The following is a 24,678-nucleotide window of genomic DNA, read 5'->3' as shown; positions in this document are numbered from 1 at the left end:
TGCGGCGGCACAATGAGCTGCCGATGCACCCAACACAACTTCATCTATGAACGAAAGGTAATCCCATGGCACACGAAACCATGATCGAAGCGGCGAAGGCCGCGCGTGAAAAGGCCTATGCGCCGTATTCGAAATTCAAGGTCGGCGCGGCGCTCGCGACGAAGGACGGCAAGGTTTTTCACGGCTGCAACGTCGAGAACGCATCGTATGGGCTGGCCAACTGTGCGGAGCGCACGGCGCTGTTCTCGGCGCTCGCGGCCGGTTACCGGCCGGGCGATTTCACGACGCTTGCGGTCGTCGGCGAAACCGACGGGCCGATCGCGCCATGCGGCGCGTGCCGGCAGGTGATCATCGAACTCGGCAAGCCCACGCTCGAAGTCGTGCTCGCAAACATGAACGGCGATGTGCGCGTGACGAGCGCGGATGCATTGTTGCCGGACGCGTTTTATCTGGAGTGACGGTGCGCTCGGTGATTGCCGCTGCGACAGCGATGCGGGCGGTAGCCGGAACGTCCGGGCGCGCGCCGCCGGCCGCTCGACGCCGCATTCATCGGGGGCGCTTGGCCGGCAGCCGCAGCGCCGGTTCCCATCCGAGTACACGCTTGGCTTTCATGCTATCGACCGCCGAGCGATCCTCGGCGACATTGAATATGCCACCCGGCGAGCGCTGCACGGCGAGCAACGCCGCCCACGCGGCGGCTTCGACGTGCAGCGGGCTCGTGCCCGCCGGCGCGTCGCGCCCGGTGCCTGGGCCGTACAGATTGCCGTAGCGCAATACCGTGGCAACCGATCGCGGCAACTGTGCGCCGAGCACCTGCGTTTCGAGCGCGATCACGCCGCTGATCGTGATCGCGCGCTCGCCTTCGGCCGCGGTGTCGAGCGGCTGGTCTTCCGTGTATGGCTCGGGGCCGGGCGCATAAGCCCATGCAATGCTTTGCGCGACGATGCACGCGCATCCCGCTGCCCGCGCCGCCGCGAGGAGGTTGCGCGTGCCTTCGTCGCGAATCCGCGCGTTGCGCGTGATTGCGTCGCTCATCCGAGCGGGATCGAGTCCGGCCGGCAGATCGGTCAATTGATGCACGACGATCGCCGGTGCGATGCGTTCGACTTCGCGCACGAGCGCGGCTCGGTCGAATACGTCGACGAGCACGGGCCGCGCGCCCGCCGCTTCGATAGCCGCGCAGCGCTCGGCCCGGCGCGTGGTGCCGTAGACCACATAGCCCGCACTCACGAGCAGCGGTGCGAGCATCGTGCCGATTGCGCCCGCGGCACCGGCGACAAAGACGGTTTCGTTCATGATCGGTGACGATGGAGATGAAGCGAGTGTGACGGTGGCCCAGTGTCGCGTTAACATGACCCAGTCAAAAGAGCCAAAAAACGACTATTTGAGTAAGCCATGAACGATCCGCGTCAAGCGGCACGAGCCTCCGAAGCGTTCGAATTTTCCGTCGATCGTCTCGACAGCCGTATTTCGCTGTCGCAGCAGATATATGACCGCCTTCGCGATGCGATTGCCGGCCGCGCGCTGCGTCCCGGCGCGCGGCTTCCTTCGACGCGCAGCCTGGCGAGCGCGCTCGGCGTCGCGCGCGGCACCGTCGAGGCTGCGTATCAGCGGCTTGCCGGCGAAGGTTACGTGCTCGCTCAAGGGGCGGCCGGCACCGTCGTATCGCCGCATCTCACGCCCACGCGCGTCACGCCAAGCCGGGTGCGCGACGATGAGCGCAACCGGCCCGCCCTTTCGGACGGCTGGCGTGCCGAGCTGCCATTGCCGCTGCAACTCGGCATTCCGGCACTCGATGCGTTTCCCCGCAAGCTCTGGTCGAGGCTCGCTGGCCGACGCGTTCGTGCGCAAGCCATGGCCGACCTCGCGTATGGCGATCCATTCGGCTACCGGCCGCTGCGCGACGCGATTGCGAGCTATCTGCTCGTGTCGCGCGGCGTGCGTTGCCGGGCGGAGCAGGTGGTGATCACCGCCGGGTATCGGGCGTCGTTGTCGCTGATCGAGCGCGCGCTGCTGCGCACTGGCGATCGGGTGTGGGTGGAAGATCCGTGCCATCTGCCGACACGCGCCGTGCTCGCCCGTTGCGCGATGCGCGTGTGCCCGATACCGGTGGACGGCGAAGGGCTCGTCGTCGAGGAGGGCGTGCGCCGAGCGCCGCACGCGGCGATGGCGGTCGTTACGCCTTCGCATCAGGCACCTCTCGGTGTATCGATGAGCCTGCCGCGCCGCCTGAAGCTGCTCGAATGGGCATCGGCCGCGCGGGCTTGGATTGTCGAGGACGACTACGACGGCGAATTCCGCTACAGCGGTTTTCCGCTGCCGGCCCTCAAGCATCTCGATACGCACGAGCGCGTGCTGTACGCGGGCAGTTTTTCGAAAGTGCTGGCGCCGGGCCTGTCGCTTGGCTATCTCGTCGTGCCGAAACGGCTGATCCCGGCGTTTGCCGACGCGCTCGACGCGTCGTCGGCCGGAGTGCCGTGGCTGACCCAGGCCGTCGTCGCGGACTTCATCGACGCCGGCCATCTGGCGCGCCATTTGAAGAAAATGCGCGCCCTGTACGCGCGCCGCCGAGCCTGGCTTTGTGAGGCGCTGACGGAGGTCTTCGCGCAGCGCGTGCAGATCGATCTGGCGCACGGCGGCATGCACCTCGTCGTGCGCTTGGCCGGGCGTGCCGGCGACCGGACGCTCGCGCAACGTGCGCAGCACGCGGGCTTGGGCTGCCAGCCGCTGTCGGCGCGCTACGCGGCGGGAACTGGGCCGGATGGCTTGCTGCTGGGTTTTACGAACGTTGCGTCGTTCGACGAAGCCCGGCGGATCGCGCGGCGTTTGCAGCACGCGTTCGGCCGCTGAAGCGCCAGCGCGGCAGGGGCCGTGGCCGGGTGTCGGCCGCGCCCGGCGGGCCACGACGCCCAGCCCGACGGGCCGATTCAGTTGGATGGCCGGCGAGACGTGAAGCCGGCGAATGATTTCGACCGACATAGTGGAAATCCGGCCTTGCGCGGGCCGATATCGTGATCTATGATGACATCAATCAATGTAACGTTGTGTGATGATTCAATAAAGAATGGCGACCAAATTCCCCGTTTCCCAACCAAACCTTCGGGGCTGCAATGAGTCGCACCTACGCCCCGTCGGGGGGGGGGCGATATGGAGACATCCAAATGAATGTGAATGCAATCATTCGCCGCGATATTCGTTTCGCCCTGCCGCCTGAGCGCATTTGCGACTGGCATACGGAGGGCGTGGGCGTTACCCACCTGTTCAATGCGTTGTCGCTGCTGTTTCCGGCGGGCGAGCGCTTCTTCATGGACTCGGTGCGCAACTATCGCGACCGCATCGAGGAGCCGTCGCTCAAGCGCGACGTTGCCGGCTTCATCGGCCAGGAAGCGATGCACACGCGCGAGCACGTCGAATTCAACGATCTGCTGCAGGCGGCGGGCATGCCCGCGCACAAGCTCGATAAACGCTTGTGGACGGTGCTCGGCTGGTTCAAGAAGGTGTTGCCGCATTCGATGCAACTCGCGGTGACGATGGCGCTCGAGCATTACACGGCGATGTTTACGGGCCTGGTGCTCGCGAACCGCATTACGGTGAGCGATGTCGACGGCTACCGGCAGATGTGGCATTGGCACTCGATGGAAGAGACCGAGCACAAGGGGGTGGCCTACGACGTGTGGCGCACCGTGATGAAGCCGGGCCTGTCCAGCTATTTGTTGCGTGCCAGCATGATGCTGCTCGTCACAGTGGTGTTCTGGACGACGCTGTTCGATTTCAACACACGGCTGATGATCGCGCATCGCCGCCGCTTCGGCAAAGTGCCAGGCGTCGGCAAGCTCGTCAGATATCTGTGGAGTCCGAAGAACGGGATCTTTGCGCTGATCGCGCGCGAATGGCTCGATTACTTCCGGCCGGGTTTCCATCCGTGGGATCACGATAACAGCGTGCATCTCGAGGGCCTCGACAGCCTGATCGCCGAGATCGATGCGAGCAATGCGCGCCAAGCGGCATTCGCCGCGCCGCGCCGGGTGCCGCTGCACCCGGTGCAGCAGGCAACGTAAGTAGCAATAGCAGGCAAATCAGGGAGACGAGAAAGGCCGCTACGAGCGGCCTTTCCTTTTTTCGGCGCGTGGCTCGTTGCGCCGCGGCCGGCAAGCCGCGCATGTTGTGCCCGCCCGCTGGCGTGCGATGCAACCCCTTGATCGGCAAGCGCTTTGCGCCGGTCACGGCCGCGCACGCAGTGCGGGCGCACGGCTTCGAATCGGGTAGAATCCGCGCTGCGCAAAAAAATAGAGACGGCGCGTCGCCCGGTTGGCATCGGCGATGCGCCGCCGTTCGTTCCGCGGCGCGCCGCCTGCCGGCAGCCTGCCCGGCGCGGCGCCGCTTTGTCGCCCGCGCTCCCTTGCCAACCTGTTATGTCACCAAAACCGAATTCCGACAGTTCCTCCTACCAATCGAATCCCCCGACGCTGCGCCGCAGCTTGAAAGCCCGTCACCTGACGATGATCGCGATCGGCGGTTCGATCGGCACGGGCCTGTTCGTCGCGTCCGGCGCGTCGATTTCACAGGCAGGGCCCGGCGGCGCGATGCTCGCGTATCTGCTGATCGGCGCGATGGTCTATTGCCTGATGACGAGCCTGGGCGAGATGGCCGCGTTCATGCCGGTGTCAGGTTCGTTTTCGACTTATGGCGCCAAATATGTCGACGAGGGCTTCGGCTTCGCGCTCGGCTGGAACTATTGGTACAACTGGGCGGTGACGATCGCAGTCGAGCTTGTCGCCGCGCAGCTCGTCATGCATTACTGGTTTCCCGACGTGCCGGGCATCTGGTGGAGTGCGCTCTTTCTCAGCGTGATGTTCGTGCTCAACGTCTTGACGGTGCGCGGTTTCGGCGAGGCGGAATACTGGTTCGCGCTGATCAAGGTTGTGACCGTGCTCGCGTTCATCGGCGTCGGGCTGTTGATGATCTTCGGTATCCTGAAGGGTGGCCCGAGCGATGGCTGGCGCAACTTCACGATTGGCGATGCGCCGTTCGTCGGCGGACTGCCGGCGATGATGGGCGTTGCGATGATCGCGGGCTTTTCGTTCCAGGGCACCGAGCTGATCGGCGTTGCCGCGGGTGAATCCGAGAATCCGCGCACGACGATTCCGCGCGCGGTCCGCCAAGTGTTCTGGCGCATTCTGTTGTTCTATGTGCTGGCGATTTTCGTGATCGGAATACTGATTCCGTACACCGATCCGAATCTGTTGAAGAGCGACGTGACCGATGTTGGCGTCAGCCCATTTACGCTGGTGTTCCGGCATGCGGGCCTCGCGTTCGCCGCTGGCGTGATGAATGCGGTCATCTTGACTGCGGTGCTGTCGGCGGGCAACTCGGGGATGTATGCGTCGACGCGGATGCTCTACAACCTCGCGACCGAGGGGCGCGCACCGAAATTGTTCGCGAAACTGTCGGCAAGCGGTGTGCCGCGCAATGCGCTATACGCGACGACGGCGGTCGGCGCGCTGTGTTTTCTGTCATCCTTGTACGGCGACAAGACGGTTTATCTGTGGCTGTTGAACACGTCGGGGATGACGGGTTTCATCGCTTGGCTCGGTATTGCGGTCAGCCACTATCGTTTTCGCAAGGGCTTCATTCGCCAGGGCTATTCGGTCGATCAGTTGCCGTATCAGTCGAAACTGTTTCCTTATGGGCCGATCTTTGCGTTCGTGTTATGTGTCGTGATTGCACTAGGTCAGGATTATCAAGCATTCCTGTCGAACAAGATCGATTGGATCGGCGTGCTCGCAACTTATATTGGGATTCCGCTTTTCCTGGCCGTGTGGTTCGGCTATCGGCTCGTCAACAAGTCCCGTTTCGTGTGTTACGAAGATATGGAGATTGCGCCGTGGATCGCCGAACATGCGTCGGCGCATGACAAGCACGAAGCAGCGCGCGTGCCGCCGAATCGCGAGACGGCTTAGCGGTACAGCGGTTGCACCGCATCGCCGCATCCGGAAAAGCGGCCGGCTCTGTTTGGGGCCGGCCGCTTTCTTTTCTGGGGAGCCGGCCTGAGTGCGTCGACACGCGATTCGGGCCTGCGCCGTTTGGTGGTTGGCCGCTAGACGGGCAACGCGTAGCGTGCTCCGGCGGGCGGCGAGCGTGAGGCCGAGCCCGGATTCGGATAACGAAACGAAGCGCCCGGAGCGAGCCGTCAATGGACCTGATGCCGCTCCGGGTGGGTGGCGCACCTCTGCATGAGCGGAACTGCGAGCCGGTGCGTTGCCAGGGCGAACGCGACGCCGATCGCGCCGCCGAGCAGCACGTCGGCGACGCGTTCGGCGGCAATCGCCGCCGACTGCTGCGCGACCCACGACGCGCATGCGATGCAGGCGCAGCGTGCGCCGAAACCGGTTGCATAGTGGCGGAACGCGACGAGCGTGACGATCGACGCGAGCGTGGCGAGTATGTAGACGAGCGTGCCGTGCGGCAGCAGCATGCCGATCGCGAGCCCGCTCGGCACGCCCAACAGCGCGCCGAGGGTACGATCGCGCAGCTTGCGGTGCGCACTCGACGAATTGCCGGCCACGACGCTCGCGGCCGACCAGATCGCCCATTGTCCGTTGTCGATGTGACGCCATTCGACGAGCATCGCGGCGGCGGAAACCGCGAGCATCACCGCGATAGCCGTTTGCGCGACGTCGCCAGGCGCGACGGGCGGGCCGAGATCGCGCGCATCGTGCAAGCGCGCGAGCATACGCATGCGCTGCCCGGCGGGCGCGCTGCGCAGCGTGTTGATGCAAGCGAGCGCGACGGGCGGCAGCATTGCCGCGCATAGAAAGGGTATTAGCGATTGCGCCGGCTGGCGCGAGGCAGCGGCTTCGCAGGTCAGATATAGCGATGGGATAAAGACGAAGTTGCCGAGCGAGCGCAATCGTGCACCGAAGCGCGATAACGCGACGGCAGTTGCGGCGAGTGCCGCGCAGCCGGCAACGAACGTTGGCCACCCACTCAGCGCGAACGACAGCAACAGAAAGCCGATGACGATTGCCGCGCCGTGAACGAGCGTGCCGAGCGGCGCGACGCCGACGCGCTCGACGGCAATCGTGACCGAGATCGTCGCGATTGCCGCCAGTAACCAACGCTTATCGCCGGTCACCGCGTAAGACGTGATAACCGGTATGCACACCGCAAGCGTGTGGCGCAATGCCGGCAAGTTCAGCGCGCCGGCGATCCGGGCGGCGAAGGTGTCGCGCATCTCGGCGTTCCGTGGCGTTGCCGATAGGCTCAGAGTGTAGCCAGCTCGTCAACCGTGACGATTCGCGCGATGCCGCGCAGCATGTCGATCGAGCGTTGGTGTTCGTCGTCTGTCGCGGCGGCGCACGCATCCTCGAGCACGAGGGTGTCGTAGTCGCGGTCGTGCGCGTCGCGAGCTGTGGCCTGCACTGCCCATGTCGTGCTGACGCCCGTGACGATCACACGCTCGACGCGATTCGCGCGCAATGCGGCCTCAAGGCGGGTTGCGTAGAACGCGCTGACACGCGGCTTGACGACGACGAGTTGTACCGCGCCTGCGTCGAGATCCGGATGAAACGCGGTGCCGGGGCCGCTCAAGTCGAGCGCGCCAAATTCCTTTGCACGAGAGAACATCGGCGAGTGCGTGGGGATGGCCGGGTAGCCCGGTTCGAAGCCGACCTTGACGGCGATGCGCAGCCAGTCCTTTTGGGCTGCGATCGACAGCGCCTGGTTGAAGCGGCCGACGACGTTGCGCTGTGCCGCATGCGTGGCACAGCGTGCAATCTTGCCGGTGGGATGCATGATGTCGACGATGTAGTCGAGCCCGATTAGTGCGGTTTTCATCGGAAACTCCTGCGAGAGGGGAGAGAGGGCTCCCCGCCTGGCGCGTTTTCGTATTGCGCAAGCCGTTCGAGCAGCGGGCTTGCGGCGACGAGCAATGCGCGTTCGTCGGCGGTGAGGCATTCGTTCATTGCGCGCACGAGCCATTCCTCGCGCTTCGTTCGATTGCCGTACAGCAGATGCTTGCCGTCCGCGGTCAACGACACGCGGGTTTTTCGGCCGTCTTGCGGATCGGCGTGGCGCTCGATGCGGCCGTTGTCCTCTAGCTCGCGCAGCAGCGTGGCGAGATTCGATGAGCGTAGCTGCTCCGCTACCGCCAGCTCGGACGGGGTGACATCGCCCCCGAGACGGTCGATTGCGCCGAGCAGCAGAAGTTGCGAGAACTGTACGGGATCGGCGTGATTCTGCGCCTCGCGGCGCAGACGGCGGCTGAGCCCGGTGACTGCGCCGCGAAGCCGGCAGGCCAATTGGAGGTGCGGATTCTTGATCATGTTTGCTACTTTAATATAGCTATATATTTATAGCAATATGGGCGTGCTGTCGACGGCTTGCCGGACGCACGATGCATTGCAATGCAGTGCGAATGCCGCTCGATAATTCGCGGTGGATCGATCGATTCGGGAAGGAGCGAACCGTTAGCGCGGGTACAACCTGAACGATTCGAGCGCACTCGTATAGCACGCATTGCAGCACGCTGCGGCTCGAATAAGATTTCTCGACCAGCTTAATCCAGCGGCTGGCCTCCGGTGCGTACCAGAAAGCCCTGTATAGACGCATTGTCATGAGCACCGGCATATCGTTACGCCGCGTGGGTGTGGCGAGTGCCGTATCGCCGGGGTATTGCTTTGTTAGTCGAATATTCTTGGTATAAAAAGAAAGTAATCCGTAATGATTGGTGTTGGCAGATTGACAGACTGACGGACCTGTACCTGGAAAATAACGCGTACCAAGCGCGTCGCGCTCAATAGTTGGGCGCTTGTTCGCCGCGCCGGTACGCACTGGGCGTTTGCCCGGTCCATTTGCGAAACGCGCGTGTGAAATTTGCCGGATCGGTGAATTGCAGGCGTTCGGCGATCGTCCTCAGATCGAGGTCGGATGCGCGCAGCATGTGGCGCGCATCACGCAGCCGCGCTTCGTCGACGAGCGAGCGATAGCCGGAGCCCGCGTCGAGCAGACGCCGCCGCAGGGTGCGCGTCGACATCAGCAGGCGTTTGGCCAACTCGTCCGGGTCAGGATAGCCGCGTTCGGTCAGAACAAGCTCCGCGCGCACCCGCGCGACGAAATCGCCTTCGTCGTGACGCACGTGCGCGTATTCGCGTTCGACCTGCGCGAGCGCTTGTTGATGCGCGACTTCGTCGGCAAGCGGCAGCGGCCAGTCGAGTGCGCTGCGCGCTACCCATAGCGCATTGGCCGCGCAACCGAAACGCACGGGCGGCAGCCGGTCGCGGTAGCGCGTGTAATAGTCCGGCTCAGGCCAGGTAAATTGCAACTCGATTGGCGGATCCACGTGCCCCGTAACCGTGCTCACGTTTTGTGCGATGCCGGTGAGCACGATCTCGAACATCGCGTGATGCTGGAGCACCGGGCTTGGCTGGACGCCGTGCAGCGCCAGCAACACGCCGTCCTCGCGCTCCGTGTATTGCAGCCGGTATTGTCGATTGCGCATCCGAAAGTAACGCGCATTGACCGATAGCGACGCGCGCAGATCGGCTGCGGTCAACGCCGCGTAGCCGAGAAAGCCGTGTACCGACATGCGCAGCCGCAGGCCGAGTTCGAAGCCGATGCCTTCGTCGCCGCTCAGCCGCATTGCATTTAGCACGAGCCGACCCCATTGCGATGGCGCGACACGCGCGTTCGGCTCGTCGAGCACGTCGTCGTGCAGCCCGGTGCCCGCGCGGGCGTCGCGCGGATCGATGCCGCGTTCCTCGAAGACCTTCAGCAAATGCCGCAAATAAGCAACCGGGATTGTCGGCCGCCGCAGGCCCAGATTGTCCTTGATCGTGCGTCGCACCATGATAAATGGCCAAGATTGGCCGAAAATGACAAGTATTATGGCTGTTTGCCCCCTCACGGACAAGCGAGGTTGCGCTTACGATGTGCACACAACCATTTTCCCTTCAATAGACCATGACGACCCTGTTTCCCCATTTGCTTGCTCCGCTCGATCTCGGCTTCACGACGCTGCGCAATCGCGTGCTGATGGGGTCGATGCATACCGGCCTCGAGGACAGCCGCAAGACGTTGCCGCGTCTTGCCGACTATTTCGCCGAGCGCGCGCGCGGCGGCGCCGGTTTGATCGTCACGGGCGGCTTCGCGCCGAATGTCGCCGGCTGGACGAAACCGTTCGGCGGTACGTTGTCGACGACGGCGGCGGCGCGGCGGCATCGCGTGATTCCCGACGCGGTGCATGCGCACGGCGGCAAGATCGCACTGCAGATTCTGCATACGGGGCGCTACGGCTATCATCCGTTCGCAGTCGCACCTTCGCGCATCCAATCGCCGATTTCGCCGTTCACGCCGCACGAGCTGACCGCGCGCGGCATCGAGCGGCAAATCCGCGCGTTCGTGCGCTGCGCGTCGCTTGCGCGTGAGGCGGGGTACGATGGCGTCGAGATCATGGGATCGGAAGGATATCTGATCAATCAGTTCATCTCGATGCACACCAACCATCGCAAGGACGAATGGGGCGGATCGTATGCAAACCGGATGCGCCTGCCGGTCGAGATCGTGACGCGCACGCGCGAGGCCGTCGGCCGTGACTTCATCATCATCTACCGGTTGTCGATGCTCGATCTGATTCCGGACGGCAGCAACTGGGACGAAGTCGTGATGCTCGCAAAGGCCATCGAGCGCGCGGGCGCGACGCTGATCAACACCGGGATCGGCTGGCACGAGGCGCGGGTGCCGACGATCGCGACGTCCGTGCCACGCGGCGCATTCGCATGGGTGACGCAAAAAATGAAAGGCGAGGTCGGCATTCCGCTCGTAACGACGAATCGGATCAACCGGCCCGAAGTCGCCGAGCGGATTCTGGCCGACGGTTGCGCGGACATGGTGTCGATGGCCCGGCCGTTTCTCGCCGACGCCGAGTTTGTGAAAAAGGCGGCCGAAGGGCGCGTCGACGAAATCAATGTCTGCATCGGCTGCAATCAGGCGTGCCTCGATCATGCGTTCAAGAATAAGGTTGCATCGTGCTTGTTGAATCCGCGTGCCTGTCACGAGACGGAGCTGAACTATGTGCGAGCGGCGAAAGCCAAACGTATCGCGGTGATCGGTGCCGGGCCGGCGGGCCTAGCATGCGCGACGGTACTCGCGCAGCGCGGGCATCACGTCGATTTGTTCGATGCGGCGGCCGAGATCGGCGGCCAGTTCAACATGGCCAAGCGGATTCCGGGCAAGGAGGAATTCCACGAGGCACTGCGTTATTTCGGACGGCAGATCGAATTGACCGGGGTGGCGTTGCATTTGAATCAACGTGTCGCGCCGGCCGAGCTGATCGCCGCGAAATACGATGATGTCGTACTCGCGACCGGTGTGACGCCGCGCAATCCGCGCATCCCCGGCCAGGACCATCCGAAGGTGCTGACCTATATCGACGTGCTCGCGCGCAATAAACCGGTCGGTGCGCGTGTCGCGGTGGTTGGCGCAGGCGGGATCGGCTTCGACGTATCCGAGTTTCTCGTTCAGGATGGCGAATCGCCGGCGCTCGATCTCGATGCATGGAAGGCTGAATGGGGTGTCACCGATCCCGCGCTCGAGCGTGGCGGCGTGACGCGCGCCCGGGTGTCGCCGCCCGCGCGCCGCGTCACGCTGTTGCAACGCAAGGCAACCGGGCTCGGCAAGGGGCTGGGCAAGACGACTGGTTGGATTCATCGCGCGACGCTGAAGATGAAGGGCGTAGAGATGGTCGGCGGCGTGAATTACGAACTGATCGATGATGCGGGGCTGCACGTGACGTTTGGCGAAGCGCGCAAGGATCGGACCGTGATCGAGGCTGACACGATCGTGTTATGCACGGGGCAGGAATCGGATCGCTCGCTGTATGAGCCGCTGAGGGCCGCGGGCGTGCCGGTGCACCTGATCGGCGGCGCGGACTTGGCATCGGAGCTTGATGCGAAGCGCGCGATCGATCAAGGCTCGCGGCTCGCGGCAAGGCTCTGAGTGCGGTGCGTGCCGCTCTTTGCAGTGCGATGGGCGGCGCGCGCAGTAGGCTCTTTCGAGCCTCACATACCGGTTAGGTATGCGGCGGCCAAGAATTAAAAGAATTCGCCGGTATTGTTGTAAGCCATTTCATTCGACGCAGGCATTCATTCGAACGCGCCCGGCCGCTGCTTTTCATTTTCCGCGTCATCCTCTTCAAAGCCACGTCGAAGGCACTGCCGTGCAACTTCGTGCAGAGTTCGACGTTCCGTTGCGGCGGCACGAATGTGAGGCGAGCGGTATGTCGACCGAGTGAGATTCTTGCCTAGCGAATGCTCGGAAGCCACTTCCGACATCATGACGCGTTACGGAAATCTCGATCTTTCTGTCGCGTGTTCGTCCGAGGTTGCCACGCTATGGGTGGCTCCGCGCATCGGCTCGTTTTGCGCGGTCCATCCGAATGTCAACCTGCGGCTTATCGTATCCGATAGTCCCGCTGCACTTGCGCCATCGGAGTTCGATGTCGGGCTGTATTACCTGCGCGACCAATGCAGGCCGCATTTCGATGCAATGCAGTTGATCGACGAAGAGGTTTTTCCGGTTTGTTCGCCGAATTATCTCGGCGGCCGACTGCTCAAACCCGGTGAATTCGTGAACGAGATATTGCTGGCGCGTGACGATCTGCAGCGATCCTGGATGTAATGGGAGGATTGGTTAGAGTTGAATGGAATCGTGATGCCGAAAAATCCGAAAGTCATCGTATCGAACCACTATCCGCAGTTGGTTCAAATGGCGCTTCATGGGCAGGGTCCGGTGCTCGGCTGGCGTCAGATGATCGACGGCTATCTGGAGCAGGGGAGTCTGATTCGCGCGACGCGCGAAACCGCGGCCTTCGGCGGCGGTTACTACGTGGTCACGCCCAAAGGCCGCTCGATGAATCGCGCGGCCACGATGTTCAAGCGCTGGCTGCTATCCCAGGATGAGCGAATCGACGAGCGCATTGGCGCGTGAGTGGCATCCATGCATGCGGCCAGAGCATACATGGATGCGTATTTTTCATTTCCGCCGTGCGGTGCTATTCAATTAGCATCACTATGAATTAAGACAGATCTTTTTCATGCATAACGGGCGACGATGCGAATGCATTGCTGCGTTGCACGATAACACGTCAATGGCCAATCTCCGAGGAACTTTGTCCATGCGGGGAGCAGTTCTATTCGTCTTTGCCCGCTATCTGGTCCGATCGCGAGCTTCTTACCGCTCTTAGTCCTGCCAATTGGTTTGTTGGTTATTTTCACCTCGGTTTTTGCAAAGACCGATAGGCTCGGACTGTGCGCGGATTGCGTGGTTGTGTACATACTCTGGCCCGCCCCGTGTAGCCAATTCGTATAGCTTGATTGAACTTGAATCAGGCTTTTGTATCGGTGAATGCCTGATTGGAATTTGGTTGTGGAATTCTGAATCAGTTGGGCCCAGCGATCGTCCCCTTCGCTCGGGTGACCGCTGATGCATGATGCAGAAACGATTGATGGTGATGAAGATTCGCCTCGGCACGTGCCGTATTAAAAATTAACGAATATGCCTTTACGGTGTTTATAAATAGGCAGGTGTTCATTCGATGTTAAATCGAAACTCTGTCCATGAATTCACACTCGTTTCAGACCGAGCGGCCGTGAACGATCACGCTGCTCGATTGTACGCTCAGGGATGGCGGTTATATCAATGGTCACGACTTCTCCGCTGCGCAGATCAGTGCGATTTTGACTCGTCTGGTTTCATCCGGCGTTGACATCATCGAAGTTGGTTATTTCCGGCGCTGCCGCCTCGAGCGTTACACGACGACCATTGCGCAGTGCTCCAACGTGTTTCTTGCATCTCTGGCACGGCACGATTCGGTTCGCTCCGGCGTCATGATTTCACCCGCAGACGTTGAAATCGACGATATCGACGAGCTGGCGGACGTGCCGATGTCTGTCATGTGCGTCACCTGCAACGCAGAGAATCTGCCGAAGGTCGCTGCGCTGGGCGAACGCGCGAAGCACGTCGGAATGACGACTTGCGCGAACATTATCCGTGGCACACGAGCTTCGTGACGATGTGCGTGCTCGCCATATTTTTAGGGCTTGCGCTCGGAACGGCGCAGCCGAACCTTCTCGCGCTGGTTCATGACGTCGCGGCGAAACGGGATGTCGGGCGGGTGATCGGTCTGCGTACGATTTTGCAGAATGTCGGTGCGTCGCTTTGGCCGTTGTGTTTCGGCGCGCTCGGCCGGCCTATCGTTGGCTTGGTGCTGCCGGGCGCGGGCGTCATTTTTTATTGGCTGGCAAGCGGTTTTGGTTGACGCGATAGCATCGTTGAATCAGAGCCGCGAGCGCAATGAGAATGCCGAACGCGTGAACGCTGTAACCCAACGTGTCATAACCGCATTGGCGATTTCGTCGAGCAGTGCCTCGATGGCGTCGACCCGCCATGCGTGTGCGTCTGACGGTGCAGGTCCTGCAAACACCGCCGGTCCCAGTGCGATGCCGCATGGCGGGCACACGCTCGTCACAAGTTCGCAGACGGCCCGATGCGCCTGTTTTGCAATGGTCGCGCTCGTCATCGCTTCGATCGCGCCCAAATCAATCACTGTCCGCGGCAAGTCACCGACGTCGAGATGTGCCGCCGCGGCCATCTGCTCGATGCTCGTGTTCGGCCGGAACGGCAGCAGCCAGCCGACATTGCGCGACGCGCAGAGCGCTTCGAGAAAAGTTGGCGGCGCGCTCGATCCTGTGCCGCCCGATTCCTGCGGCGGCTCGCATAGCGCCCAGGTTGAAACCGTTACTGCGTCGGCTTGCGTACCGTTACGCCCGCGTTTGATCTGCGCGGCGAGTGGGTTGTGCAGGTCGAACGCGGGCCAGACGATTTCACCGGCGCTTATCGATTCCCGCTGAAGCGACCCGCTGCCGGCTCCCGATGCCGCCGGCTCGTCCACTGCGCTGCACGGCCTGTCCGGCGGCAAATAGAGCAATAGCAGTTCGAGTTCGTTGGCGTAGCTTTCGCGCGCGCGCGCGAACCATTGCAACGCATCCTTGTCGCGCAACAGGGCAGAGCACGTGCGCAGCATCACGATCGCACGCGTGTCATAGCCGGTGAAAATCGCGTCCACGCGGCGCGTGGTTCGTTCAAATTCGGTTTGCATGAGAGGAATCCTGATTGATTGCGCGAAGCACGGCAGGGATTTCGATCCCGCGTTGCGCACGCCGCTCGCCGTATGTGGCCGTCGCGGCATATGCACCGAGCACGCGCAGCGACGTGACGGCGGTACGTAGCTCGTGCAGCGCGTCGAGCAGGTTGGGGTGATGTCGACAGCAGCCGATTTCGATGAAGAACCGGTAAGCCCAGAGTTCGCTTTTGAGCGGCCGCGAATCGATGCGAGTAACGGCGAGGCAACGTGCTGCGAGCGGGCTGAGGCAACGTAGGAGCGCGCCAGTGTTGTTTTCCAGCTCAACGGCGATAAGTGTGCGCTCGTCGTCGCGCGGCGCAGCAGCGTGCTTGCCTATGATCGAAAACCGCGTGCTGTTGAGCCGTTCGTCCTGAATATCGGCTGCAAGCACCGTCAGCGCATAGCGCGCGGCCGTGCGGCGGCTGGCTATCGCGGCCATGCCTGGCGCGGTATTCGCCAGCCGCGCCGCGTGCGCATTGCTGGCCGCTGGCGCCCGCTCGGCGTGCGGCAGATTCGCATCGAGCCAACGGCGGCATTGTCCGAGCGCCTGCGGATGCGCGGTGACGCTCGCAATGCCGTCCATCCGTCCGTCGGCCGACATCAGGCAATGCGAAATCGGCAGCGCGACCTCGGCGAATATCTGCATCGATTTGTCGAGCACGAGATCGAGCGTGCGCATGATGGTCCCTTCGGTGGAATTCTCGATCGGAACCACACCATAGTGGGCCGAGCCTGCGTCGATCGCGCAAAACACGGCATCGATACTGTCGCACGGCAACGCGTGCACGCTATGGCCGAAATGCGTGTGCATCGCATCTTCAGTATAAGTGCCGGGCGGTCCGAGAAATGCGACCGTCGGGCCCTCCTGCAACGTGTGGCTAATGCGAAAGATCTCAGTCCAAATCGCGCGCACGTGTGAATATGTAAGCGGCCCCGAACTGCACTCGCCGAGCGAGGCCAGGATTTCTTGTTCGCGCGCAGGCTGGTGCACGCGCTCGCCCATCGAGCGCTTCACCTGGCCGATCGCTTGTGCATGATCGAGCCGTTCGTTGAGCAGTGCAATCAATCGTTCATCGATGGTCATGATGGCGGTGCGATGTCGAGCGATCTCGTCGTTCGGCGTTGGTGTGCGCCCAATGGATAGGTCGGTCATTTCGCGCTCCGTTCGGTGAAAGCGCGCCGCATCGATGGCCTCGTCCGCTGCCGGACAAGGCTGCACGAGTGAGATGCGGTGCGCGGATGACGCCGGTGTTCCGGTCCGCCGCTCAGGCCGCCGCGAAGCGGACGACCGACGCGGCGTCTTCGAGCATGCGCACGAGGCGTCGCTCGCGAACGGCATGTGCGAGCGTGTCGAGGCAATGCACGGTGTCGCTCCAGCCGATGCAGCTATCCGTGATGCTTTGTCCGTAGACGAGCGGCTTGCCCGGTTCGACGTTCTGCCGTCCTTCGACGAGATTCGATTCGATCATCACACCCGCGATGCGATCGTCGCCGAAGCCGAGCTGTGCAGCGAGACTGTCGCAAACGAGTAATTGATTTTCGTGATGTTTGCCGCTGTTGCCGTGACTCGCATCGATGACGACGCGCGCGAGCACGCCGGCCGCTTTCAGAGCACTCACGGCTGCATCGATGCTGCATGCGTCGTAGTTCGGCTGTTTGCCGCCGCGCAGCACGAGATGGCAATCGCGATTGCCCGCGCTCGTCACCTTCGCCAGCTCACCGTCGTTATCGACGGCAAGGAAGCGATGAGGTTGGTTGGTGGCGCGGATCGCATCGATCGCTACTTGCACGCTGCCTTCGGTGCTGTTCTTGAAGCCGACCGAACATGGCAGGCCCGAGACGAGTTCGCGGTGTACCTGAGACTGCGTGGTGCGCGCGCCGATGGCGCCCCAGCTAACGAGATCCGACAAGTAGGGCGGCGTGGCCAAATCGAGGAACTCGACTGCGATCGGCAACCCCATGCCGGTGATATCGAGCATGAGTTGACGCGCTGTTTGCAGCCCTTGTTCGATCTCGAAGCTGCCGTCGAGCAACGGATCGTTAATGAGCCCCTTCCAGCCGATCGTCGTGCGAGGTTTCTCGAAGTAGACGCGCATCACAAGCTCAATGTCGTCGGCCAGCCGTCTTCGCTCGATGACGAGATGCTCGGCGAATTCGAGCGCCGCGTGCGGATCGTGCACCGAGCAAGGGCCGACGATCGCGAGCAGCCGATCGCTCGCGCCGTGCAGGATTTCCGCTATTGCACGTCGTGATTCGATCACGCATTGCTGCTGGCGCGCACCGCGCGGCAATACTTTTTTCAGTGTGGCGGGTTTGACGATTTTCGCCGCGGTTACCGTTTCTCGATCTCTAAGCGCTAGAGACATGTTCTGCTCCTCAAGTTCGACACGCGAGTGATATGACCGGGGGCTTGCCTGCCGCCGCTCGCGAACGTCGGATCACGTGGCCAGACGCTGCATCTGGTTGAAAATATTCTTGCGATGCATTTCTTCGGTGCCGCCGACGCTGGCGAAACCTAGCGCGTTTCTCATCAGTTCGGTGACCTTGCCGTTGTGATAGCCGAGGCTGCCGTAAAGCTTGACGAGACTCGTCGCGGCATTGATCAGATCCTCCGCGCCAACGAGTTTCGCGATCGAGCACGACAGCAGCGCTTCACGATGCCCGGCCAGCAATTGCGAAAGTGCTCCATACGCGAGCCAGCGCGAGCGTTCCATGCCGATACGGATATCGACGATGCGCTTTTGCACGTACTGGTGTTGGTCGATCGTGCTCTTGAAGCTGTCGCGATGCGCGGCGTACTGTTGCGCATCGCGCAGCGCGGGCTCGGCTAAATGCGCGGCGACGAGACCGTAATACAAGCGTCCCAGCGAGATGATGTCGATCAATGTGCCGAGCCCGCGGCCGGGCACGCCCAGCACTTGAGACTTGCGCACCGGTACGTCTTCGAAATACAGCGCGCCGGTGGGTAGATTGCGATTGCCGAGCTTGTCGTCGATGCAGCCCGGCGCGAAGCCCGGCGCGCCTTTGTCGAGCAGTACCAGCGCGATGTTGTTCGTATCCGCGTTGCCCACGCGGCAGACGATCAGCGCGAAGTCCATGATCGGTGCATGTGCGATGTTGAACTTGCTGCCGTTCAGGCGATATTCGCCGCCCACCTCTGTCAGCGAAGTGGTGATGCTGCGCACGTCGGTGCCCGTGGTCGGCTCCGCGATGCCCGTTGCGCTGACTTCTCCGCGCAGGATTGCATCGAGGTAGCGGCTTTGCTGGTCTGGCGTGCCATGTCGTGCGAGCGCGCGCACCATGCCGGCTTGCGCGATGACCGACAGCAACAATTCCGGCGTGACGATCGTCGACGACAAGCCTTCCAGCGCTGCTGTGAAACTCCACCAATTCTCGTTGCCGGCCGGACGGTCGACCGGCACGATCAAACGCCAGAGTCCTTCGTCGCGCAACCTGTTCCAGCCGTCGTAGTCGAATCCTTCCGCACGGCCCGCGGCTGCCCGGGCGATTTCGCCGCCGATTGCTGCGTACTGGTGTCGAATGGCCAATTGCTCGACCGTCCAATTGAAATGCATAGGCTCCTCTTTGCTCCCGTTTGATTGGAATCGCCGTGCCGCAGGTGACGTGTCGTTCAGCGTGTCTGATAAGACCGAACCTGCTTCTTGAAGTCGTCGGGAATGACGGTGGTGCAGTTTTTTTCGTAATCGAACATCACATGCGTCGATGATCCCTTTGCAACGATCGAGTTTTGTTCGTCGTCGCGACGCATCAGGTGCTCCATTTCGAAGCTTTTTGTGCCGAACTTGATCACGCGGCTTTCGATCGACAATGCATCTCCGAAGAATGCCGGCTGCACGTATTCGCACGACGTCTTGACCATGATGTGCGGAAGCTTCTGATTGCGCGGCAGCTTGAGCAAATCGAACATATAGCTCAAATATGCATGCTGCAAATAATCGTAATACACAGGACTGCTGACGTGACCCATCGAGTCCGTATCCCGATATTTAACCTCGATATGCGTCGTATAGCCGGTTTCGCTCATGGTTGTCTCGTATTGATATTTGATGGGAAATTCACGCGGACCCATTTTTGAATCGAGCGTGATTGCGAGTGGTGCTTAAAACATGCGATGCACCTGTCGCGCATGGTATGGAGTTGACATGCTGTCAGCAACTCGCATTTGCCGGGCGTAAATTTCTATTGCCTCATTCCGCCTCGGGCATTCGGCCGGTACGCTGCGCATCACTTCGATGCCTTCGAAATCCATGTTGTGTTTCAGTTAGTTATGAGTATTCCGTCGACGGTCGTGCGCGTTGACAGGTGTTTATACACAATGGCCTGAACATGCGCCATGTGTTCGCACAAAGGTTTATGCTGCTCCGGAAAAGCATTGTTCGAGATTTTTGCTCGCATTTTATTTTGGCGGTTTTATTAATTTAATATCGTCATACAAATATAAGACAATGCGATACGCTGATTTTCATGAATATGGATAACATCGGTTCCATGCAAAAAATACCAGGGTGGTGACTTAAATTTTTATCAATGAATCGACAGCTTCTGTGCGCTACAATATGATCGGTTACACATCATGCTCGTCGTGCCAAGAGCCGGGCGCGTAACTGACATAACTACACAAAATTAACGCTATTGCGAACTATAAAATGACGATATTTTTATCGCAAATTTTGATGGTTTCTCTGTTCGAAAATCGAGGCCGCTCACGATCCGCCAGCGCATATCAGTGATGCAGGTCGCCAAATGGGTTTGGAGTCCTTTCTCGCTTTAATTAGCGGGTGCATTTTGTCAGGAGCATCTTTATGAGAGATTTTCCTCAACCGCGCAAACGCCCGAGGCAGGCAAGATCCGCACAGACTGTCGAACTGATTCTCGAGGCGACCGCCCGGCTTTTGGCCGAGCGCGGCTATGCCTGTATGACGACGAATATGGTGGCCGAACGCGCCGGCGTGAGCGTTGGTTCGGTCTACCAATATTTTCCGAATAAAAGCTCGCTGGTTGCCGCGCTGCACGAGCGGCATGCCGTTCAGATACGCAAGGCGATCGAGCAATGCCTCGCTACTCGCTCGAGTGATCTCGGGCACAGCATCGAAGCCGTCGTGCGTGCGATGATGGCAGAACACGAGAACGCACCTGCGCTGCATCAGGTGCTCGAACAGGAATTCCGCTTCTTCGATGCGCCGCTCGCCGACAGTCCTGCTGACACTCAGATCCTGTGCTGCTTGCGCACGCTGCTCGAAAAACACCAGCACGAGGTTGCCGCCATCGATCTCGATCTTGCCGCTTGGACTTTGCTTCAGGTCGCGCAATCTCTGGTGCATGCAGCCGTGATCGACCCTCCGTGGCAATTTGCGCCCGATGAGATCGAACGTTCGATCGTGCGGATCATCCTCGGGTTTCTCAGGTACACCCCAGTTGATCGCGCCGACGATACCGTGCGCCCGTTTCTCGGCGATCGGCGTCAGGATGCGATGACAGCCGCTCGGCAGTTGCGCGCCGAAGCGAGCTAAGCGAGTTGATTCGCGCTCGCTGCTCCTCGGCCGCTCGCGCGAGCGAGCGGCCGCCAAACCGACTTCGACGCTGGATATGCGGCATGTGCCGCATATCCAGCCTGCCTCGTCAATCGCGGATAACCGCCCGTGATGCGGCGCGTTCCGACAACTGCGCGTGACGCGCAACCAGCCTCCGTGCCGCCGCATAGCTTGGCCGCTCGACGACGAGCCCGTCCACTTCCGCGCGCGCCATGCCCGCACGCAGCGATGTCTCGAACGCTTCGATCTGCCGGCGGGCGAGCGCGATTTTTTCGTCTGATGGCGTGAACTCGTGGTTCGTCAGCGAGACGAGATGCGCGTTCACCACGGCCTTCGAGTTGTATCCGATCGAGCGCGCCCAGAGCATGTCGGCGCTGGCGCCCGCTTCGTCGGAGAATGTATAGGGCGAATCGATCGCGAGCACGCCGGCCGCCGCGCATTCGAGCAGGAAGCGCGCGCGCGGATGAAACAACTCCGTGCCTTCTCGAGAGCGCTCCGCGCCGAGATCGACGACCATATCTTCGGTGCCGACGAGCATCGCATGCACGCGGGCGCTTGCGTGAGCGATCGGGATTGCATCGACGATGCCGAGCGCGCTTTCGATATTTGGCACGATTGCCGTTGAGCCGATCGGAATGCCGAGGCGGCTTTCCCATTTGCCGATTTCTGCATCGAGCGATTCGACCTGCTTCGTCGTCTCGACCTTCGACATCATGACGACGGCCGGCAACGCCGGCATCACGCCCGCAAGATCCTCGCGCCCGCAGGTGGTGAACGGATTGATCCGCACGCCCGGTATCGCACCTTGCCGTCGCCAACGCTCCATCGCATCGCGGGCGTAACCGCGTGCGGCAGCGCGCAGATCGTTCGGCGTGAAATCCTCGAGTTCCTGAATCACGACATCGGCGCCGGTTATGCCGGCATCCCGAAGCGCTTGCTGATCCGCTCCCGCGACGAAGTACCACGTGCGCATCAGCGAAAAGGGATTATCTGTGGAAATAGCCATCTATGCTCCGGAATGGAAGGCATGCGAGCCATGCATAGGATTTCAAAGCATCGTGAGCCCGCCATCGACGGGCAGCGTCGTACCGGTGACGAATGAAGAATGCTTCGAGAGGAACCATGCAATGGCCTCCGCGGCCTCGGGCGCGCTGCCTTCACGGTGCAGCGCCGTCATGCTGCGAAAACGTTCGATTTGTCCGGCTGTTTTCGTCGTCCGATCGAGCATCGGCGTGCTGATCACAGCCGGCGCGATGCAATTGACGGTGATGCCGAGCGGCCCCAGCTCCCGCGCGAGCGTCTTCGTCATCGAAATCACGCCGCCTTTGCTTGCCGCATAGGCGACGGTGCCGGCGAGGCCGCCGCCGCGAATGCCCGCGACGCTCGATACGGTGCAGATGCGCGAGCCGGCGTGCATGGACGCCGCTGCCTCGCGGATTGCGAGAAACGTGCCGAGCACGTTGACGTTCATCACGCTAACGAACCGCTCTGTCGACAGCTTCGACCATTCCGTCGTATCGACAACGCCCGCGCACGTGGCCAGCGCATCGATGCGTCCGCGCCAACGCATGATTTGCGCGAATACGTCGACGATCGCGCTTTCGTCGCAGACGTCGACGCAAAACGCTCGATGACGTCCCCTGATATTGCCGAGCAAATCGTCGAGTGCGGCTCGATCGCGATCGATGCAGGCCACGTCGTACCCCTGGCGGTCCAAGGCGCGCACGCTCGCGGCTCCAATGCCTCTTGCGGCGCCTGTTACGACGGCGACTTCCCGTTCTCTGTCATGCACGGTCCAATTCCTCATATTCTGATCGGCGGCGGCATCACGTGCCGATTGTTGACGCGCGCACGGCATTGCGCCGCGCACGCGTTCGCAAAGAAAAGAACAGCGTTTCGATCAGCCTGAGGCCGATGCGTGGTGCAGATCGAAGGCCCGCCATCCGTCGAGATCGTATTCGTTGAGGCACTGATCGACGAACGCGGTCATCTTTTCCGTGCGCCCGCTGCCGCGTGCCACGTTCAACGTATCGAGCCGACTTTTTTCGTAGCTGCCCGAATAGTTGATCTCATAGAGTTCGTGCCTCGACGCGAATTCGGAGCCGATCGCATCCCACAGCAGTTTCATCAGCTTCACACGCTCGACGGCATCGACGCCGTCGGCGCCGCGCACATAGCGATCGAGATACGAACGTTCATCGGTCTGACGAAAATCGTCCGCATGCGCAGGCAGATAGATCAGCGAACTCGCTACAGTCTTGCGGATCAGATTGATCAGTCGGCTATATGAGTCTGCCGCGAGCGCCCGATAAGCGAGCGCCGATTCTGTGTCGGGCAGCACGAAGTCGCCTTTCCACGGCTCCACGCGCCAGGCCATCGAATCGGACAAGCCCCAGAGCATGTGGCGCAGTGCGATGGCTTCGCCAACCGCGCCTTGCACGCCCTGAAACTGGCTGGTGCCGGTCATTTCAACCGCCTTGATGAACAGGCCGCATATGAAATCGAACTTCACCGCGAGACGCGTACAGCCGTGCATCAGCGTGCGGCCGAAGAAGCCGGAATGTTCGACGAAGCGGTTCGATTGTTCGACGCCGTACATGAAGATGTCTTCCCACGGCACGAATACTCGGTCGAAGACGAGTATCGAGTCGTTCTCGTCCATGCGGCTCGATAGCGGGTGATCGAACGGCGTGCCGGTGCGCGACGCATTTAATTCATACGACTGGCGGCAGATCAGCTTCACGCCCTTCGCGTTCGTCGGGACCATGAACACGGGCGAGAATTTCTTGTCGCGATAGACGACGTTGTAGTGCGCGACGAACGTGTAGTGCGTGAGCGCCGCGCCGGTTGCGACGACTTTCGCGCCGCTGATGATGAGGCCGCCATCGGTTTCCTCGTCCACGTGCACGAAAACGTCGGAGTGGTTCGGGTCTTTGTGCCGGTCGACCGGTGGATTCACCACGGCATGGTTGATGAACGGCAGGCGCTTGCGCGCAAGGTCGTACCAGCGCTGGGCGTTGTGTTGAAATTCGCCGTAGAGTTCGCGGTTCGCGCCGAACGTGCCGATCCACGCGGCCTTGAAATCGGGCGTGCGGCCCATCCAGCCGTAATTGAGGCGTGCGGTTTCGGCAATTGCATCGCGTGCCGCCAATTGTTCCTCGGCCGAACGAGGTGCCTGGAAGAACCGGTGACAGCGAAAGCCACTGCCGTCGTCCATCGGAATCGTCAGAATTTCACGGCGGGATTCATCGTGAATCGCGTCGTAAAAGCGAGCGATCATCCTTGCCGAATTTCTGAATGCCGGATGATGGGGCACGTTCTTGACGCGTTCGCCATTGAGCCAGACTTCGCGATCGTCATCCAGGCTCGCGAGATATTCGTCGCCTGTGTATATGGCGATGTCGCTTGCCTGTGCTTCGGAACTCGGCAGGAAAATCGAATCGTTTTTCAAGCGCTCCTCCTCGAATGAATGTTTCGTCGGCCATATGCAGGCGTGACGAAGCAGCGCCGAATGAACGGCGCAATGAACTACTTGCATGGAAATAGCAACGGTGCGCAGCACAGGACTGACACTGCCTGCGTCGAGTCTCCGGTCTTGCGCCGATGATCTCGATTCAGTGACGATTGCTTGGTAAGAAATATTATGTTTGACGAATTGCAGTGTATTTATGCAAAGCGGATTGAGCAACTCGCATTTTGAGAAATTGTGATGGTCACGGCACGATGGTCATGTTTGCCACGCCGATATGGTGAGTGCGCGTTGATGAATCAAATGATTGGTGACGAATGAAGGGAACGATGTTCCGATATCCGCACTAAATTGCGGATATTCATGACGCTATCGTCCGTTTGACAACGCCCGCTACTCGCATTTCGTGGGTGACATCCAATATTCGAGGGTATTTGACCCAGCTCATGCTACATCGATTCTGTTTGAATTTATCTATT

The 24,678-nt window shown here is 61.2% G+C and carries 21 protein-coding genes and 1 pseudogene; 9 read left to right on the top strand and 13 right to left on the bottom strand.

The window, feature by feature from the left end:
- Positions 1–65 precede the first annotated feature (65 nt).
- Entirely contained in the window at positions 66–458 is a 393-nt protein-coding gene (locus tag WS68_RS05235) for a cytidine deaminase (protein ID WP_059569781.1), read from the top strand.
- Positions 459–546: 88 nt separating this feature from the next.
- On the opposite strand, the gene WS68_RS05230 is transcribed toward WS68_RS05235, so the two are convergent.
- Positions 547–1,296: an NAD-dependent epimerase/dehydratase family protein gene (locus WS68_RS05230; protein ID WP_059569780.1), complete on the bottom strand. Its 750-nt coding sequence runs from the start codon at positions 1,294–1,296 to the stop codon at positions 547–549.
- Positions 1,297–1,395: 99 nt separating this feature from the next.
- Here WS68_RS05230 and pdxR point away from each other — a divergent pair, with 99 nt between their 5' ends.
- The 3 genes from pdxR (at position 1,396) to WS68_RS05210 (ending at position 5,960) form a co-directional block, all read left to right on the top strand.
- On the top strand, positions 1,396–2,850 hold the full coding sequence (gene pdxR / locus WS68_RS05225) for a MocR-like pyridoxine biosynthesis transcription factor PdxR (RefSeq protein WP_082709809.1): 1,455 nt from the start codon (positions 1,396–1,398) through the stop codon (positions 2,848–2,850).
- Positions 2,851–3,161: 311 nt separating this feature from the next.
- Positions 3,162–4,058, top strand: coding sequence for a metal-dependent hydrolase (locus WS68_RS05220; RefSeq protein WP_059569779.1), 897 nt, complete (start codon positions 3,162–3,164; stop codon positions 4,056–4,058).
- Between the two features lie 354 nt (positions 4,059–4,412).
- On the top strand, positions 4,413–5,960 hold the full coding sequence (locus WS68_RS05210) for an amino acid permease (protein ID WP_059569777.1): 1,548 nt from the start codon (positions 4,413–4,415) through the stop codon (positions 5,958–5,960).
- Positions 5,961–6,190: 230 nt separating this feature from the next.
- Here WS68_RS05210 and WS68_RS05205 read toward each other — a convergent pair whose 3' ends face one another.
- The 4 genes from WS68_RS05205 to WS68_RS05190 all read right to left on the bottom strand — a co-directional run bounded on the left by WS68_RS05205 (position 6,191) and on the right by WS68_RS05190 (position 9,847).
- A complete protein-coding gene (locus WS68_RS05205) occupies positions 6,191–7,234 on the bottom strand; it encodes an FUSC family protein (RefSeq protein WP_059569776.1) in 1,044 nt (347 codons plus the stop codon).
- Positions 7,235–7,263: 29 nt separating this feature from the next.
- Positions 7,264–7,836, bottom strand: a complete 573-nt coding sequence (locus WS68_RS05200; RefSeq protein WP_059569775.1) for an isochorismatase family cysteine hydrolase — start codon at positions 7,834–7,836, stop codon at positions 7,264–7,266.
- A complete protein-coding gene (locus WS68_RS05195) occupies positions 7,833–8,324 on the bottom strand; it encodes a MarR family winged helix-turn-helix transcriptional regulator (RefSeq protein WP_059569774.1) in 492 nt (163 codons plus the stop codon). Before WS68_RS05195 ends, WS68_RS05200 begins: the two co-directional genes overlap by 4 nt.
- 470 nt (positions 8,325–8,794) lie before the next feature.
- Positions 8,795–9,847: an AraC family transcriptional regulator gene (locus WS68_RS05190; protein ID WP_059569773.1), complete on the bottom strand. Its 1,053-nt coding sequence runs from the start codon at positions 9,845–9,847 to the stop codon at positions 8,795–8,797.
- Positions 9,848–9,960: 113 nt separating this feature from the next.
- Here WS68_RS05190 and WS68_RS05185 point away from each other — a divergent pair, with 113 nt between their 5' ends.
- The 4 genes and pseudogenes from WS68_RS05185 (at position 9,961) to WS68_RS05165 (ending at position 14,314) form a co-directional block, all read left to right on the top strand.
- The gene (locus tag WS68_RS05185) at positions 9,961–11,994 is read left to right on the top strand and encodes an NADPH-dependent 2,4-dienoyl-CoA reductase (RefSeq protein ID WP_059569772.1); all 2,034 of its coding nucleotides are present in this window, start codon (positions 9,961–9,963) and stop codon (positions 11,992–11,994) included.
- A gap of 336 nt (positions 11,995–12,330) precedes the next feature.
- A pseudogene (locus tag WS68_RS25715) lies at positions 12,331–12,984 on the top strand (LysR substrate-binding domain-containing protein).
- A gap of 749 nt (positions 12,985–13,733) precedes the next feature.
- The gene (locus WS68_RS28230) at positions 13,734–14,066 is read left to right on the top strand and encodes a hypothetical protein (RefSeq protein WP_197419526.1); all 333 of its coding nucleotides are present in this window, start codon (positions 13,734–13,736) and stop codon (positions 14,064–14,066) included.
- Between the two features lie 2 nt (positions 14,067–14,068).
- Complete coding sequence (locus WS68_RS05165; protein ID WP_197419525.1) at positions 14,069–14,314, top strand: hypothetical protein; 246 nt, start codon at positions 14,069–14,071, stop codon at positions 14,312–14,314.
- A gap of 18 nt (positions 14,315–14,332) precedes the next feature.
- On the opposite strand, the gene WS68_RS05160 is transcribed toward WS68_RS05165, so the two are convergent.
- From WS68_RS05160 to WS68_RS05140, 5 genes are all read right to left on the bottom strand, one after another.
- Positions 14,333–15,154 carry a hypothetical protein gene (locus WS68_RS05160; RefSeq protein ID WP_059569768.1) on the bottom strand — a complete coding sequence of 274 codons (822 nt, stop codon included), beginning with the start codon at positions 15,152–15,154 and terminating at the stop codon, positions 14,333–14,335.
- Positions 15,138–16,331 carry a prephenate dehydratase gene (gene pheA / locus WS68_RS05155; RefSeq protein ID WP_197419524.1) on the bottom strand — a complete coding sequence of 398 codons (1,194 nt, stop codon included), beginning with the start codon at positions 16,329–16,331 and terminating at the stop codon, positions 15,138–15,140. The genes WS68_RS05160 and pheA overlap by 17 nt, the downstream gene beginning before the upstream one ends.
- Before the next feature lie 112 nt (positions 16,332–16,443).
- Positions 16,444–17,544: a 3-deoxy-7-phosphoheptulonate synthase gene (locus WS68_RS05150; RefSeq protein ID WP_059569766.1), complete on the bottom strand. Its 1,101-nt coding sequence runs from the start codon at positions 17,542–17,544 to the stop codon at positions 16,444–16,446.
- A 72-nt stretch (positions 17,545–17,616) separates the two neighbouring features.
- Positions 17,617–18,753: an acyl-CoA dehydrogenase family protein gene (locus tag WS68_RS05145; RefSeq protein WP_059569765.1), complete on the bottom strand. Its 1,137-nt coding sequence runs from the start codon at positions 18,751–18,753 to the stop codon at positions 17,617–17,619.
- A gap of 56 nt (positions 18,754–18,809) precedes the next feature.
- Positions 18,810–19,223: an acyl-CoA thioesterase gene (locus WS68_RS05140; RefSeq protein ID WP_059569831.1), complete on the bottom strand. Its 414-nt coding sequence runs from the start codon at positions 19,221–19,223 to the stop codon at positions 18,810–18,812.
- A 778-nt stretch (positions 19,224–20,001) separates the two neighbouring features.
- Here WS68_RS05140 and WS68_RS05135 point away from each other — a divergent pair.
- Complete coding sequence (locus WS68_RS05135; protein ID WP_082709808.1) at positions 20,002–20,709, top strand: TetR/AcrR family transcriptional regulator; 708 nt, start codon at positions 20,002–20,004, stop codon at positions 20,707–20,709.
- A gap of 109 nt (positions 20,710–20,818) precedes the next feature.
- On the opposite strand, the gene WS68_RS05130 is transcribed toward WS68_RS05135, so the two are convergent.
- The 3 genes from WS68_RS05130 to WS68_RS05120 form a co-directional block, all read right to left on the bottom strand.
- Positions 20,819–21,736, bottom strand: coding sequence for an HpcH/HpaI aldolase/citrate lyase family protein (locus WS68_RS05130; RefSeq protein ID WP_059569764.1), 918 nt, complete (start codon positions 21,734–21,736; stop codon positions 20,819–20,821).
- A 42-nt stretch (positions 21,737–21,778) separates the two neighbouring features.
- Complete coding sequence (locus tag WS68_RS05125; RefSeq protein WP_269434528.1) at positions 21,779–22,537, bottom strand: SDR family NAD(P)-dependent oxidoreductase; 759 nt, start codon at positions 22,535–22,537, stop codon at positions 21,779–21,781.
- 93 nt (positions 22,538–22,630) lie between these two features.
- Positions 22,631–24,181, bottom strand: coding sequence for a 4-hydroxyphenylacetate 3-hydroxylase family protein (locus WS68_RS05120; RefSeq protein ID WP_231752946.1), 1,551 nt, complete (start codon positions 24,179–24,181; stop codon positions 22,631–22,633).
- Positions 24,182–24,678 lie beyond the last annotated feature (497 nt).

This window comes from Burkholderia sp. TSV86 (assembly GCF_001522865.1).
Classification (GTDB): Bacteria; Pseudomonadota; Gammaproteobacteria; order Burkholderiales; family Burkholderiaceae; genus Burkholderia.
This window is presented reverse-complemented; position numbering and strand designations above follow the sequence as displayed.

Coding starts and splice junctions, on each gene's coding strand:
- WS68_RS05130 (WP_059569764.1), bottom strand. CDS start 21,736: ATGGCTATTTCCACAGATAATCCCTTTTCGCTGATGCGCACGTGGTAC.
- WS68_RS05135 (WP_082709808.1), top strand. CDS start 20,002: ATGAGAGATTTTCCTCAACCGCGCAAACGCCCGAGGCAGGCAAGATCC.
- pdxR (WP_082709809.1), top strand. CDS start 1,396: ATGAACGATCCGCGTCAAGCGGCACGAGCCTCCGAAGCGTTCGAATTT.
- WS68_RS05160 (WP_059569768.1), bottom strand. CDS start 15,154: ATGCAAACCGAATTTGAACGAACCACGCGCCGCGTGGACGCGATTTTC.
- WS68_RS05235 (WP_059569781.1), top strand. CDS start 66: ATGGCACACGAAACCATGATCGAAGCGGCGAAGGCCGCGCGTGAAAAG.
- WS68_RS05210 (WP_059569777.1), top strand. CDS start 4,413: ATGTCACCAAAACCGAATTCCGACAGTTCCTCCTACCAATCGAATCCC.
- WS68_RS05190 (WP_059569773.1), bottom strand. CDS start 9,847: ATGGTGCGACGCACGATCAAGGACAATCTGGGCCTGCGGCGGCCGACA.
- WS68_RS05150 (WP_059569766.1), bottom strand. CDS start 17,544: ATGTCTCTAGCGCTTAGAGATCGAGAAACGGTAACCGCGGCGAAAATC.
- WS68_RS05145 (WP_059569765.1), bottom strand. CDS start 18,753: ATGCATTTCAATTGGACGGTCGAGCAATTGGCCATTCGACACCAGTAC.
- WS68_RS05185 (WP_059569772.1), top strand. CDS start 9,961: ATGACGACCCTGTTTCCCCATTTGCTTGCTCCGCTCGATCTCGGCTTC.
- WS68_RS05200 (WP_059569775.1), bottom strand. CDS start 7,836: ATGAAAACCGCACTAATCGGGCTCGACTACATCGTCGACATCATGCAT.
- WS68_RS05220 (WP_059569779.1), top strand. CDS start 3,162: ATGAATGTGAATGCAATCATTCGCCGCGATATTCGTTTCGCCCTGCCG.
- WS68_RS05140 (WP_059569831.1), bottom strand. CDS start 19,223: ATGAGCGAAACCGGCTATACGACGCATATCGAGGTTAAATATCGGGAT.
- WS68_RS05165 (WP_197419525.1), top strand. CDS start 14,069: ATGTGCGTGCTCGCCATATTTTTAGGGCTTGCGCTCGGAACGGCGCAG.
- WS68_RS05195 (WP_059569774.1), bottom strand. CDS start 8,324: ATGATCAAGAATCCGCACCTCCAATTGGCCTGCCGGCTTCGCGGCGCA.
- pheA (WP_197419524.1), bottom strand. CDS start 16,331: ATGACCGACCTATCCATTGGGCGCACACCAACGCCGAACGACGAGATC.
- WS68_RS05205 (WP_059569776.1), bottom strand. CDS start 7,234: ATGCGCGACACCTTCGCCGCCCGGATCGCCGGCGCGCTGAACTTGCCG.
- WS68_RS05230 (WP_059569780.1), bottom strand. CDS start 1,296: ATGAACGAAACCGTCTTTGTCGCCGGTGCCGCGGGCGCAATCGGCACG.
- WS68_RS05125 (WP_269434528.1), bottom strand. CDS start 22,537: ATGAGGAATTGGACCGTGCATGACAGAGAACGGGAAGTCGCCGTCGTA.